Origin of the sequence: Shewanella sp., from assembly GCF_051658185.1 — a bacterium.
In the GTDB taxonomy this organism is placed as follows: Bacteria; Pseudomonadota; Gammaproteobacteria; order Enterobacterales; family Shewanellaceae; genus Shewanella.
The window spans coordinates 1-13,613 of the sequence record NZ_JBOFMC010000345.1 but is presented as its reverse complement, the minus strand read 5'-3'; the positions used below and the strand labels follow the sequence as shown (position 1 = coordinate 13,613).

Annotated in this window: 14 protein-coding genes and 1 pseudogene; 1 reads left to right on the top strand and 14 read right to left on the bottom strand. The window is 48.0% G+C overall.

Annotation, left to right across the window (positions count from 1 at the left end):
* Nucleotides 1-5: 5 nt before the first annotated feature.
* From bfr (ACRCZA_RS13120) to ACRCZA_RS13055, 14 genes are all read right to left on the bottom strand, one after another.
* Nucleotides 6-473 carry a bacterioferritin gene (bfr, locus tag ACRCZA_RS13120; protein WP_438674866.1) on the bottom strand — a complete coding sequence of 156 codons (468 nt, stop codon included), beginning with the start codon at nt 471-473 and terminating at the stop codon, nt 6-8.
* 9 nt (nt 474-482) lie between these two features.
* Nucleotides 483-956 (bottom strand): bacterioferritin, encoded by a 474-nt coding sequence (bfr, locus tag ACRCZA_RS13115; RefSeq protein WP_438674865.1) that lies wholly within the window; start codon nt 954-956, stop codon nt 483-485.
* A 227-nt stretch (nt 957-1,183) separates the two neighbouring features.
* On the bottom strand, nt 1,184-1,408 hold the full coding sequence (nqrM, locus tag ACRCZA_RS13110) for a (Na+)-NQR maturation NqrM (RefSeq protein ID WP_438674864.1): 225 nt from the start codon (nt 1,406-1,408) through the stop codon (nt 1,184-1,186).
* Nucleotides 1,405-2,478, bottom strand: a complete 1,074-nt coding sequence (locus ACRCZA_RS13105) for an FAD:protein FMN transferase (RefSeq protein WP_438674863.1) — start codon at nt 2,476-2,478, stop codon at nt 1,405-1,407. The genes nqrM and ACRCZA_RS13105 overlap by 4 nt, the downstream gene beginning before the upstream one ends.
* Nucleotides 2,479-2,576: 98 nt before the next feature.
* A complete protein-coding gene (nqrF, locus tag ACRCZA_RS13100) occupies nt 2,577-3,833 on the bottom strand; it encodes an NADH:ubiquinone reductase (Na(+)-transporting) subunit F (protein WP_438674862.1) in 1,257 nt (418 codons plus the stop codon).
* A gap of 46 nt (nt 3,834-3,879) precedes the next feature.
* Complete coding sequence (gene nqrE / locus ACRCZA_RS13095) at nt 3,880-4,488, bottom strand: NADH:ubiquinone reductase (Na(+)-transporting) subunit E (RefSeq protein WP_438674861.1); 609 nt, start codon at nt 4,486-4,488, stop codon at nt 3,880-3,882.
* Between the two features lie 5 nt (nt 4,489-4,493).
* Nucleotides 4,494-5,126 (bottom strand): NADH:ubiquinone reductase (Na(+)-transporting) subunit D, encoded by a 633-nt coding sequence (locus ACRCZA_RS13090; protein WP_438674860.1) that lies wholly within the window; start codon nt 5,124-5,126, stop codon nt 4,494-4,496.
* A complete protein-coding gene (locus ACRCZA_RS13085; protein WP_438674859.1) occupies nt 5,126-5,914 on the bottom strand; it encodes a Na(+)-translocating NADH-quinone reductase subunit C in 789 nt (262 codons plus the stop codon). The genes ACRCZA_RS13090 and ACRCZA_RS13085 overlap by 1 nt, the downstream gene beginning before the upstream one ends.
* Nucleotides 5,907-7,106, bottom strand: coding sequence for an NADH:ubiquinone reductase (Na(+)-transporting) subunit B (locus ACRCZA_RS13080; protein ID WP_438674858.1), 1,200 nt, complete (start codon nt 7,104-7,106; stop codon nt 5,907-5,909). Before ACRCZA_RS13080 ends, ACRCZA_RS13085 begins: the two co-directional genes overlap by 8 nt.
* Nucleotides 7,106-8,440, bottom strand: a complete 1,335-nt coding sequence (locus ACRCZA_RS13075) for a Na(+)-translocating NADH-quinone reductase subunit A (RefSeq protein ID WP_438674857.1) — start codon at nt 8,438-8,440, stop codon at nt 7,106-7,108. The genes ACRCZA_RS13080 and ACRCZA_RS13075 overlap by 1 nt, the downstream gene beginning before the upstream one ends.
* A gap of 402 nt (nt 8,441-8,842) precedes the next feature.
* Nucleotides 8,843-11,017, bottom strand: coding sequence for a TonB-dependent receptor (locus tag ACRCZA_RS13070; RefSeq protein ID WP_438674856.1), 2,175 nt, complete (start codon nt 11,015-11,017; stop codon nt 8,843-8,845).
* Nucleotides 11,018-11,237: 220 nt separating this feature from the next.
* On the bottom strand, nt 11,238-11,747 hold the full coding sequence (gene luxS / locus ACRCZA_RS13065; RefSeq protein ID WP_438674855.1) for an S-ribosylhomocysteine lyase: 510 nt from the start codon (nt 11,745-11,747) through the stop codon (nt 11,238-11,240).
* 207 nt (nt 11,748-11,954) lie between these two features.
* Nucleotides 11,955-12,275: a BolA family protein gene (locus ACRCZA_RS13060; RefSeq protein WP_438674854.1), complete on the bottom strand. Its 321-nt coding sequence runs from the start codon at nt 12,273-12,275 to the stop codon at nt 11,955-11,957.
* Nucleotides 12,276-12,459: 184 nt separating this feature from the next.
* Nucleotides 12,460-13,095, bottom strand: a complete 636-nt coding sequence (locus ACRCZA_RS13055) for an alpha-ketoglutarate-dependent dioxygenase AlkB family protein (protein WP_438674853.1) — start codon at nt 13,093-13,095, stop codon at nt 12,460-12,462.
* A 96-nt stretch (nt 13,096-13,191) separates the two neighbouring features.
* Between ACRCZA_RS13055 and ACRCZA_RS13050 the strand changes: the two are divergent.
* Nucleotides 13,192-13,613 (top strand): annotated as a pseudogene (locus ACRCZA_RS13050) (methyltransferase); the annotation flags it as partial.

Sequence of the window (13,613 nt, the reverse complement as noted above, 5' to 3'; positions counted from 1 at the left end):
TTAACTTACATTTTGGTTTGCAGATAATTAGGCAAACCAATACGTCCAATGAGACCGAGTTGTTTTTCGAGCCAATACATATGATCCGATTCAGTATCATCAAGTAACACTTCGAGGATCTCTCGGGTTTGATAGTCTTGTTTCTGTTCACACAGGGCAATCACTTGGCGCAGGTCAGCGGCGACCTTGTACTCATAAGCAAGATCATTTCTCAGCATGTCTTCCACATTCGTACCAATATTAAGTGCTTCGCGGGCCGCGACGTTCGGCGTCCCCTCGAGGAATAAAATCCGTTGCACGAGCTTGGCCGCATGGGCCTTTTCGTCATCGGACTCATGAGCGATACGCTCATAGAGCTCATTCAGCCCCCAATCTTGATACATATGGGCATGAACAAAGTACTGATCCATGGCACTGAGCTCCCCGGTTAGGAGTCGATTTAACGCATCAATAACGTCTTTATCGCCTTTCATATTCAGCTCCTATGACTCACTTAATTGTGATTGCAGATAATTTTGAATCCCTGTGAGCCCGATAAGTTCTTGCTGAGATTCAAGCCAATCTAGATGCTCTTCCTCATCTTCCAGAATGTCCTCGAGCAGATCGCGGCTCACATAATCCTGCTCGGTTTCGCATAAACGAATGGCCTCGCGCAGCAGTTGCAGTTGCTCCTGTACCAAAGCCAAATCGCAGTCGAGTATTTCCTGACTATGCTCACCGATACGCAATTTTTCGAGTTGCTGCAAATTGGGTAGACCTTCCAAAAACAATACCCGCTCAATCAGCTTATCGGCGTGCTTCATATCTTGGATGGATTTTTTGTATTCGACATGGTTAAGCTTTTCGAGCCCCCAGTGCTTAAACATTCTGGCGTGCAGAAAATATTGATTAATGGCCGTCAACTCACAGGTAAGCACCCGATTGAGCTGTCCAACCACTTTGGGATGACCTTTCATAACTGACGATCCTCTGTAGCGAAAAGATTGATCTACATCAAGATTACAGCCTAGTACAGCTTAGCAACTAATACAAATTATCTTTATATTTCATTTATTTAATGATAAAAAGCATTCTCATTTACGCTTAGATTTGGCGCAGCCATAATGGTATCCCAGTGATAATGCAGTAAAATCCCACTCAAAAAAATAGCCCCCAAGATGGGGGCTATCATAATCAAGCAAAATCAAATAATCCGATCTTTGGTTAATTTTTCGCGGCGCGCGGCTTCTGCCGCCATGCGTCGTTTACGATTATCGCAGGGATCATCACAATCACAGGCTTTTTCTATCCCTAATACCCCTAACCCGCCGCAACTGCCCTCAACCGCTTTACGTTTAATGAGATAACCAATCGACATCAACAAAAAAAACAGTAATAAAATCAAAAATGCCGCGATAAAAGTGCTCATATAGACTCCGAGGATTTAACAAAAGGCTTGAAGGCATCACTGTAGTAAACTTTAAATCCTTCTGCTTGTTTTTCAATAAGCATTATCGCTAAGTGCTCTTTCTTCGCAAGTGCCAATGAGGCTTCTGTGCCTAACACCATCATGGCGGTCGCAAAGCCATCGGCGGTCATACATTCCTCATGTAGCACAGTGACAGACGCTAATTTGTGATGAATGGGCAACCCATTACGAGGATCAATAATATGGGTAAACCGCTGCCCCTCTTCCTCATAGTAATTACGGTAATCACCGGAGGTGGCCATTGACATGGTGCCCGGTTCAATGACCTGCTGCACCGCAATACCCTCGTCGGTCGGCTTTTCGATGGCGACCCGCCAAGGGCTGCCATCAGCCTTGGTCCCCTTGATGCGCAGCTCGCCACCGATTTCCACTAAATATCCCGATGTTTGGTATTTATTGAGGATCCCGGCAACCTTATCCACCCCAAATCCCTTAGCAATGGACGATAAATCAAGATAAAGATGGGCATTGTGTTTAACGAGGCGCTGGCCATCAATGGCCAGTTCATGGATACCGGTTTTGGCTTTAGCGGCAGCAATTTCAGCCTGGCTCGGAATTTTAGTTGGCCGCTTATCTGGCCCAAATCCCCAAAGGTTGACGAGTGGTCCAAGGGTGATATCCAGAGCTTTATCGGTGATATAGTGCAAACGAACGCCTTCTTTAACCACCTTAATCGTATCGGCGGAGACTTCAACGCTTTGCTCTAATGGCAGCGAGTTAAAACGCGATATCTCAGATTGTGTGCGATAAGTCGACATTTGATCGTTAACCTGCTCAAGGGCCAGATCAATTTCAGCCTGTAATAATTGGGCCGTGGGCATCAACTCATTCGGGACAACCTTAATATGGTAGGTGGTTCCCATGGTATTACCCGCAAGAGATATGACCTTATTTTGTTCTGTGCAAGCTGAAACAAAAAAGGCCAGTCCGACAAGGAATAGCCTACTGAAAAAAGAAGGAGTGACTGCTGAATTCATTGTAAAGATCTTATTCTTTAAGGTCTGTAGCATAGTGACCTAGTACTCTTACTGTGGGCCTTGAAAGACAAAAGTTGCAGACTCAAGGCTTCCCTAAAATCTGCAACTTTCCCATGTCTGGCTAATTGGCATTAGCCGCCGAAGTCATCCAACAGGATGTTTTCGTCTTCGACACCGAGATTTTTAAGCATACCAATCACGGCAGCGTTCATCATCGGTGGTCCACACATGTAGAACTCACAATCTTCAGGCGCTTCATGGTCTTTCAGATAGTTTTCATACAGTACGTTATGAATAAATCCGGTGTAACCGTCCCAATTGTCCTCAGGCTGAGGATCGGACAGCGCCACATGCCATACGAAGTTGTCGTTTTCAGCCGCTAAGCCGTCAAAGTCTTCTACGTAGAACATTTCCCGCTTAGAACGGGCACCGTACCAGAAGCTCATCTTACGCTTAGACTTCAGGCGCTTGAGTTGGTCGAAAATGTGTGAACGCATGGGGGCCATCCCCGCACCACCGCCAATAAACACCATTTCGGCATCGGTATCTTTAGCAAAAAACTCACCGAATGGGCCAGAAATGGTCACTTTGTCGCCCGCTTTTAAGCTCCAAATATAAGATGACATCTTACCGCAAGGCAGCGTCAAATTACGTGGTGGTGGCGTCGCAATCCGCACGTTCAACATGATGATGCCAAACTCTTCTGGGTAGTTCGCCATCGAGTAAGCACGGATCGTTTCTTCGTCAACTTTGGATTCTAACTTGAAGAAACCAAAGTGTTCCCAATCGCCACGGTATTTTGCCGGAACGTCGAAATCAGCATATTTAACATGGTGGGCGGGCGCTTCGATCTGGATGTAACCACCGGCGCGAAACGGCACAGACTCGCCATCAGGAATTTGCAGCTTCAGCTCTTTGATGAAGGTCGCCTTGTTATCGTTAGAGATAACTGTACATTCCCACTTTTTGATCCCGAAGATTTCTTCGTCAAGCTCGATTTCCATATCGTTCTTCACGTTGACCTGACAAGACAGACGACAGCCTTTACGGGCGTCCCCCTTGCTGATGTGGTCAAGTTCAGTCGGCAGAATATCACCACCGCCGGATTTCACCACCACGCGACATTGGCCACAGGAACCACCGCCACCGCAGGCGCTCGATACGAAAATACCACGGTTAGCTAATACGCCTAAGAGTTTGCCACCGGCACCGGTGGTAATCGCTTTTTCAGGATCGTCATTGATGCCGATCCGAATGTCACCGCTAGACACCAGCTTAGATTTAGCAAATAAAATCACTAACACTAAGATGAGGACAATAGCAGTAAACATACTCACACCGAGGTAAACCTCAAGCGGAGTAGATTTTAAAATACCAAGAATATCCATTAACTTATCCTTAGAAGGTCCAATTCAAGTAGCCGTTTAGCGTGACTTATAAAGACACACCAGAGAACGACATGAAACCTAAGGCCATCAAACCTGCGGTCAAAAAGGTGATCCCTAATCCACGCAGGCCATTGGGCACGTCGGCATACTTTAGCTTCTCACGGATACCGGCCATCAATACGATAGCTAATGCCCAACCTACGCCAGAGCCAAAACCAAACACCAGACTCTCACCTAACTTGTAATCACGCTCCACCATGAAAGAGACCGCACCAAAAATCGCACAGTTTACGGTGATCAAGGGTAAGAAAATCCCCAAGGCGTTATACAAAGGCGGAAAGTACTTATCCAGTGCCATTTCGAGGATCTGAACTAAAGCCGCAATCACACCGATAAAGGTAATGAATTTCAAAAAGCTTAAATCAGCTTCCGGTGCGCCAGCCCAAGCCAGCGCCCCTGGTGCCAACAGCCCTTGGTAAATCACTTGGTTAGCAGGAACAGAGATAGTTAACACCACCACTACCGCAATCCCCAGACCCATCGCGGTCGTGACTTTTTTAGACACAGCCAAGAAAGTACACATACCTAAAAAGAAGGCCAGTGCCATGTTTTCGATGAAAACAGAGCGAATTAACAGGCTAATATAATGTTCCATCGCACTTACCCTTTTGCTTCAACTTGCTCTGGCTTATAGGTACGAAGAATCCAAATCAACATACCGATCAGGAAGAACGCACTCGGCGGCAGCAGTAACAAACCATTGGGTTGGTACCAACCACCATCAGAAATTTTGTGCAGGATTTGAACACCAAATAGCGAACCGTTACCAAACAGCTCACGCACAAAGCCAACGGTCAACAAAATCGCCCCGTAGCCTAAACCGTTACCAATACCGTCCATAAAGCTCATCATCGGCGGAGCTTTCATGGCGTACGCTTCAGCACGACCCATTACGATACAGTTGGTAATAATCAGCCCCACAAACACCGACAACTGCTTAGAGATCTGATAGGCATAGGCCTGCAAAAATTGATCAACCACAATAACCAAAGAAGCAATAATGGTCATCTGCACGATAATACGCACACTGCTAGGAATATGGTTGCGGATCATTGAGATAAACAGGTTCGAAAACGCAGTTACCGCCGTTAACGCTAACGCCATCACGAGGGCAGTTTCGAGTTTACTCGTGACCGCCAGTGCGCTACACACCCCGAGCACTTGCAGGGCAATCGGGTTATTGTTAACAATAGGTCCTGTCAGAACCTGTTTCAGTTCTTTAGCGTCAGACATTAGCTGAGACCTCCATTGCGTGCTTTTTCAATGAAACTCGCAAAACCTTCTTTACCTAACCAGAATGTCAGTGAATATTGCACACCGTTACTGGTCAGTGTTGCACCCGATAATGCGTCAACACCGTATTGAGAGCTCGCGACCGCAGGGTTTTTGGTTACGCTGATAGCGAGTTTGCCTTGCTCATCAAATAACTTTTTACCATGCCATTTGGCTTTCCACTGGGCATTTTGTACTTCGCCACCTAAACCTGGGGTTTCCCCATGCTCATAGTAAACCAAGCTTTGCACCGTGTTTAAATCGGCATCCAAGGCAAGGAAAGCATACATCGTTGACCACAGACCGTACCCATGGACCGGCAGGATCACGCTGGTCAGCTTACCTTGGCCATCACGGACCAAATACACAACTGCCTGCTGTGAAACCCGTTTTACCGAGGCGATATCATGCTCTGGTATAAATGAGGTTTTTACATCACGGGCCGCTTTGCGTTGATCAAAGGTATTAGCATCAATCCCTTCAACCCAATCACCGGTTTTTAAATCCACTAATTTGGCTTCAATGTGTTTACCATAGGTTTCCAAAATCTGAGCCTTGGAGACCTTAGCCGCCTTAGTATCAATCAGACCAGCCGCTTCCAAAATGTACTTTTGCTTATCGAGCAGTTTATTTTCCGCTTGAGTTGGACGCAGTAACACCGCCGCCGTCGACACGAATATCGCACAAATTAAACACAGGCCAACAACGATAAATAAGGTTCTGCCGAACGAATCTTTATTACTAGCCACGGGCAATCCTCCGCTTGATATTTGCCTGAACCACAAAGTGGTCGAACAATGGCGCGAACAAGTTAGCAAACAGAATCGCTAACATCATGCCCTCAGGGAAGGCAGGGTTAATGACCCGGATAAATATCGCCATTGCGCCGATCAAGAAACCATAGGCCCATTTCGCTTGATTCGTGAATGACGCAGATACCGGATCGGTCGCCATAAACATCATGCCAAAGGCAAAACCACCTAACACTAAGTGCCAGTACCAAGGCATGGCAAACATCGGGTTGGTATCGCTACCAATGACATTGAGTAAGGTTGAGATAGCAATCATCCCCAGCATCACCCCGCCTACGATGCGCCATGATGCGATACGGGTATAGATGATAACCAGACCACCTAACAGAATCGCCAGCGTCGATACTTCACCCACTGAGCCAGGAATGAAACCGAAGAACGCATCCCACCAGTTTTGATTAAAGGCATAATCTAAACTGCCCGCAGCGGCTTGACTTAAAGCCGTGGCACCCGAGTAACCGTCAGCAACCACCCAAGAAGTATCACCCGACATGTTCAGCGGATACGCGAAAAACAAGAACGCACGACCAGCAAGTGCTGGGTTTAAGAAGTTACGACCTGTACCACCGAACACCTCTTTGGCCACAACCACACCGAAGGTGATACCTAACGCGACCATCCATAATGGGATCGTTGGCGGCAACGTTAAGGCGAATAGAATGGAGGTAACAAAAAACCCTTCGTTCACCTCATGACCACGGACAGCCGCAAATAACACTTCCCAAATACCGCCGACGATGAACGTCACCGCATAGATAGGCAGGAAGAAACAGGCGCCATACCACAGCAATGCAGGCCAGCCAGAGTTTGCCGTCAGTTCGGTCCCGAACAGGCTAAACAAGCTCACTTGCCATACATCAGGAGTCGCAAAGCCAGCCACTAACGCAATTTGCGCTTGTAACCCGACGTTGTACATCCCCACAAACATCGCAGGGAAAGCACAAGCCCACACCGTAATCATCATCCGTTTGAGATCAAGGTTATCGCGAACGTGGGTTTTGCCCTTATTCACTTTACCCGGGGTATAAAAAATGGTGTATGCCGCTTCGAATAGGGCATAAAACTTTTCGTATTTACCGCCTTTTTCAAAGTCGGGTTCAATACGTTCGAAAAAATCTTTCAAGCTCATTAGCCTTCCCTCTCGATCGTATCTAAACAGTCACGCAGATATGAACCGTAGTCATACTTGCCAGGACATACGAAGGTACACAGTGCGAGATCTTCTTCATCCAACTCTAACGCGCCCAAAGTCACAGCCCCGTCAAAATCGCCCGAAATTAAATCGCGCAGCAACATAGTAGGAAGAATATCCAACGGCATCACCCGCTCATAGTTACCAATCGGCACCATCGCGCGGTCTGAACCACCTGTGCTCGTTGTCATATTAAATAAACGAGAAGAGCTTAAGTGACCAAGGAATGCACGTGTGATAGAGAATTTGTTCGCGCCAGGTAATACCCAGCCCAAAAATTCTTTTTCAGTGCCCTCTTCTAGCAGACTCACCTGCAAATGATAACGACCTAAATACCCCTGCACGCCTGCAGCAGTGCGACCGTTGAGTACCGAGCCTGAAATCAAACGGATCTGACCATCTAATGCTTCACCCGCGGTCAATTCCGCCATGCTCGCCCCTAACACAGTGCGAACCAGTCTAGGTTTTGCCGCTTTAGGACCCGCAATCGCAATAACACGCTCAGTATTCAGTTCACCCGTCGTAAATAGCTGACCAATGGCTATGACGTCTTGGTAACCGATATGCCAAACCGTACGTTTTGCAGAGGCTGGTAATAAAAAGTGAATATGAGTTCCAACTAAGCCTGCAGGGTGAACACCTGCAAATTCTTCAACTTGGGCATTCGCGGCAGGAATATCGGCGCCAGGCGCCTTACAAAGGTAAACTTTACCCTCGGTGAGTCTTGCTAACACTCTAAGACCATTAGCAAAATCTTCTTTATGCTCGCGGATCACCACAACAGGATCGACGGCATGGGGTTGAGTATCAATGGCGGTGACAAAAATACCGGCGGCAGAAGAATCTACCCTTGGCACTTTGCTGAAAGGACGAGTACGCAATGCGGTCCACAAACCTGATTCGATCAGGTTATCACGGACTAATTGCGGTTCAAGCGTATCGAGTGCAGCGGCATCATACTTCGCAAAGGTAACGCTTTCGTTACCTTCCACTTGGATCACGACTGACTGCAGTACACGCTGGGCGCCCCGGTTAATGTCTAAAATAGTACCACTGGCTAAAGCCGTATATTTAACGCCTAAATTCTTCTTATCCTCAAAAAGAACCTGACCTTTTTGTACTTTATCGCCCACTTTAATCTTCATTGTAGGACGTAAGCCAATATACTCTTCACCCAAAGTAGCTACATGTTTAATGGCTGGGCCATTATGGATAACTTGCTCTGGTCCGCCTGCTATAGGCAGTTCCAATCCTTTCTTAATTGTAATCATATCCACAAGCACTACGTTTTGAAGGAAAGACAATGCGCCGCGTTCCTGCTAAATACTCAGGTTTTAAACAAAACCTATCGCATTGAGCTAGCGCAGGTTTATCACAGAAATGCGATCGCAATCACGCTGGTCGCGCGCATTCTACCCCAATTGTTATGCTGTCGCTACGAAAATTATGGGTATTTTTTAAATCTAAATTAAGGATTTAAAACAAACATGCGCGGCTGCATCCCCCCGCTGAATTCGTGATCATTCAACAGGCAATAACATTGCAATCGGCAATGACTATAACATTAATTTTTAAAGAATTAATTTAGATAAGGGCTGAAGCATCAAAAAAGCAAGGAGGGAAAATGTTAGCTGCATCACGCCAGTACAGATTGATGCAGCATATCCATTCATTTAAAAATGCCATTGATAACCTAAATAGCTAATCCGTCCATTGGCAAGATGAATTCCGCTATTTGATGCTGTGGTTACCAAAGATTCATCCAGCATGTTTTCGATGCGGACATACAGCCCATGTTGCTCGGTAATGGCATAATTGGCGACCAAATCGACCCGCCAGCCTGCCGGGATCGGCGCAAACGCGGCTCCCAATGGAGTAAAATCCCGCTCGGACTGATATAAGGCACGCAGATTAATGTCTTGGTGCCCAAAGCTTAATCCTGCATTTAATTGCCACTGCTGCTCAGGGAGCCAAGATAACGCTTCCCCTGCGCTGACACATCCTAGGAATGCCGTACAATTCGCACTTTGGTGCTGTGCATTTACATATTGATAATTCACGCTTAAGGGGAACTGCAACTGTGAGAGCTGCGCCCGATAACCTATGCCCAATTCGACGCCGTAGGTATGCACGTCGGCAATGTTCTCTTGCGTTAACAACCGGCTATCGGTGCATTGTGAGTAAGCGGCGCAATCGACATGGAGATTGTCAAATTCCTGCTGATAAGCAGTTAATTGCGCAGTTACAGCCTCATGCTCATATTGCAGCTTAAGCTGATAATGCAATGATGCCTGCGCTTCCTGCTTAGCATTGCCAGCACTGGCCGCGCTCCATGCTCGGCGAATATCGGCACTTAAGCGCCAGTCACGCATTTGATATGCCACCCCTAACTGCGGCAGCCAATCACTGTCCGAAAAGTCCACCAACTCTAATCCTTGCTCAGCCAATTCGGGCTGGCGGCTCACCTCTACATCCTCATAAGTTAACGCCAGCATGATCTGCAGATCCTGCCAACGCAGCCGGGAGTCAATGGTGGAGGTAAAAGCACTCGCCTCATCGCGATAAGCTAAGGGCTGGCCCCGTTCGCCACTGACAATACTGCGATCGGCCTGCCAAAATCTTGCCTGCTCAGCAACGCGCATCTGCGCTTTATCCGTATGATAACGCAGTCGATAAGTGACTTGATGCTGGCCATATTGATTGATTGACTGCGTTTGCACCCCAAAGGCGCTGTAATCGTTATCTTGGTTGAGCGTAGTTAATTGGCTACCGGCGGCTTCGGGCTGCTTATCAAACTGAGCAATGGCGGCAAGCACATCATTATCAATGGGTTGCCCATTAAATTGACTTAATTGGCTTACCTGCTGTTCATAGGATTGATAGTAAAAATCCGTGATGACTCGCCGATTCCCTTGCAGCAAGTGATGGGCGAGCTGGTATTTATGTCGCTGCCCATCATGCTTATCCGATGCCGTGGCCGAATAACCCGGCTGTTGCCCACTTAACCAATCACTTGCGGTTAAACCTATCGGTGAGCGATAACTGTCATCATCATAAAACTGATAAGAAAACTCGGTGAACTGTGGACTACGCGCGCCGACTAAGCTCTCGGCATTGACCTTAAACAGCAGATCCGTTGTTTGGCTATCCGCTGCCGCGCCATAGGTCACATCATCATCGGCAAGATTGCGACGATGATCCGCCGCCAGCACCATGCCATATTGCTGCTGTTTAACCCCCCAGTGCATCCCCGCATGCGCATCTCCCTCGGCGGCACCTTCAAACATAACCCCCGCTACCGATTGAGGTTGGCTAATGGTAAGCGTCTGATAATCGAGGGTGCCAAAGGAACCCTGACCACCGCTGGCACCATCCGCCAGCGGGCTTATGCTAACACTTTGTTGTAATAGCGGATTAGGCAATAACTGCAGCTGCGGTGCGCTATAAGGGGCGGGGGAAAAATATACCCTATCTTGTATCACCCCTAGCCCTTGAGTCGCTGAGCGCATACTGATTTGCAGGGGATTTGTGCTGCGATCAGCAGACTGCAGCGTCAAGCCACCTAATTGGCCTAAAAGCATCAGCTCATTATCATGGAGGTTGCGCTCTTGCGGACTCAACTCAAGACGCTGCGGAGTCTGGCTCTGGGGATCGGCGGGGGTTAAAAAACGTGAGGAGCGGTGCAAATAAGTGGAGCTAGGCGTCAGTTCACCGTCGCGCGAAGACTGCGCCTCGGCTAGAGCGGTGAGCTCAGTCGCCAATACCTTGGGCGGTGAAACGAGTGGTGGTAAATAAGCCAGCGCCACTGCAGTGGCGATAAGCGAGACCCTAAAACAGCGATTAGACATACCCAGCTCCCAAAAAGTGTTGGTTAGCGTACGGCGCCATATTGTTAGAATGTGATGGCATCAACCTTAAACCGGTCAACATCAATGTTACCCAAATGTAAAGTAGCTGAGTTTGCTCCAAAAAAAAAGCGACCTAGGTCGCTTTCTTGCATTGCGGCTTAACACGCTAAAGTGGCGAGCACGGCTTGGGCCAAGTGTCTCGCCAAAGACCTTGGAGGTCTTACAGCTGCTCTAAAATATCTTCGCTTAACTTTAACTCGTCATTGCGATTCACACTCACGCCAGCGGCAATAATATTGCGAGCAATATCTTGTGCTTGCTGCAAAGAATGCATTTCATAGGTGCCACATTGATATTCGTTCAGCTCCGGAATGTCAGTTTGAGAGGCGACCTTAAGCACATCTTCCATCGCGGCTAACCACGCATCAGCAACTTGGTGCTCAGAGGGCTGGCCTATCAAGCTCATATAAAAGCCGGTACGGCAGCCCATGGGAGAAATATCAATAATTTCAACATCGGCACCATTTAAATGATCCCGCATAAACCCTGCAAATAAATGCTCAAGGGTATGGATCCCACGTTCACTCAAGATCTCTTTGTTTGGCGCACAAAACCGCAGATCAAATACTGTAATCGCGTCGCCTTTAGGAGTGCTCATCTGCTTTGCGACGCGCACGGCCGGGGCGTTCATCCGAGTATGATCCACAGTAAAGCTATCAAGTAATGGCATAGAGGGCTCCAAATTCTCAGGGCGATATCAGCGCCACTGCAATAATCGATTGATGGCCTGCAAGCATAACACCAAATGAATTAGGCCGATAACAAGATAATCTTAGATAAAATCATCTCATCTTCCCTAACCGCGAACGAGCTCAATGGCGAATAACCTCATCTTCAAGGCAACATCGACGATAATCGCGATAAGATAACCAGTTTGTTAGCCACGGCAATTAGGGGTTTTAGGGACTAACACGTCAGCATGCCATTCATTTGGGCTATAGGTGTGCATCGATAACGCATGTACGCCCGTTGCCAATTCCTGCATAAGGCAGTCATTGACTAGGCGATGGCGCGCCAATAAGCGCAGCCCGCTAAACCGCTCACTCACAATCACCACCTTAAAATGGCTTTCTGAATTGGGGGGCACATGGTGACGATGACTTTCGTTGAGGACTTCTAAGTGGGTTGGCGAAAAATGCTCAGTTAACTTCAGGGTTATCGCCGTCGCGACAGTACCTTGCACTTGATGATCGGACATATTCGAATCTCAGAATGGAAAATCCAGTGGCGGCAGAGTAATACGTCGATATCAAAAGATCAAATTCACGCCCGCAAATTGCCTGTAAATACACAATAACTCACGGGTGACGCTAGCCCACGTCACGGGTGCATGACACCGCACACCCCATCGCGCTGGCTAGCCGCAAACCTTTTACCCTCACTTAGCGCGGCCCGTGATAATAGGGGATGAGTTGCCTAAAGGTGTAATTCCAACGGGGCTCGTTCACCGCTAAACGCCGCGGCAAGCTATGCAGCCAATCCTGCTGCATCGGCCAATGCATGATAAGCAGATCGCCACTGCCTAAGGTAATAATATATTTAGTAGAACTCTGCTTATGCTTTAACACAAAATCGCGACTGGCACCGAGCGTCACCGAGGCTATATCGCTGCCTGGGGCAATTTCGGGCTCATCATCACTGTGAGCCCCCATGCAATCCTGACCATTGTGGTAGTAATTGACTAACACCCCATTGCTGGCCAAGGCAAACTCCGCCGCGAGTTTATCCCTAAGCTTGCCCACATAGGGAGGCCAAGGCGCGGCCTTAATCAGCAGCCCCGAGTAAAGATAATCACAACCGTCGTTAGCAAACCACACCTGCTGCCTTGGAATAGCGTGCTTGCGCCCAAAGACTTGAATTTGCGGCCGAGTGAATGGATAGCGCTGCGCCTCCTTAACCAACAACGACTGTTGGCGCTCACTCAGATAGCCACGCACTAAGCTAATCGGTGGGCGAATGTGTCCGCCATCACCCTCTCGCAGTTCAGTAGGCTCACATTCAAATAACCGGTACTGCATCGCCCTCTCCTTGCTAGTCGTCGCACTCAATCTGGAAATCTGCGATAATCTGCGCCTTATTTTTATTGGCACTTTTTTATAGGCGCAGTGTGGCACATGACAACACAATTTTCCGTCGCGGATATTGAGCTTGAACTCCTACGATATCCAGCAGAGCAGCAATCCAATCTTCAAGCCTGGGATGCCGCCGATGAGCATTTACTTAAAGAGCTCATCGCCACAGCGCAAGCGCCACTGCCCACCGCCATCATCAACGACAGTTTTGGTGCATTAAGCTGTGGCTTATCCCGCTTACATCACGACTGGCCCTTGTATATTGAAACCGATGCGCGCACAAGCCAATTAGGCACGCAGCAAAATCATAGCCGCAATCACTTGACCATGGACAATCTGCACTGGCTCACCAGCCGGGACCCTTTGCCTAATCATCTTAGTCTGGTGTTGATGAAGCTTCCCAAAAACTTAAGCTACTTTGCCCACCAGCTCACGCGCCTCTCTCAAGTGCTTACCCCAGGTTG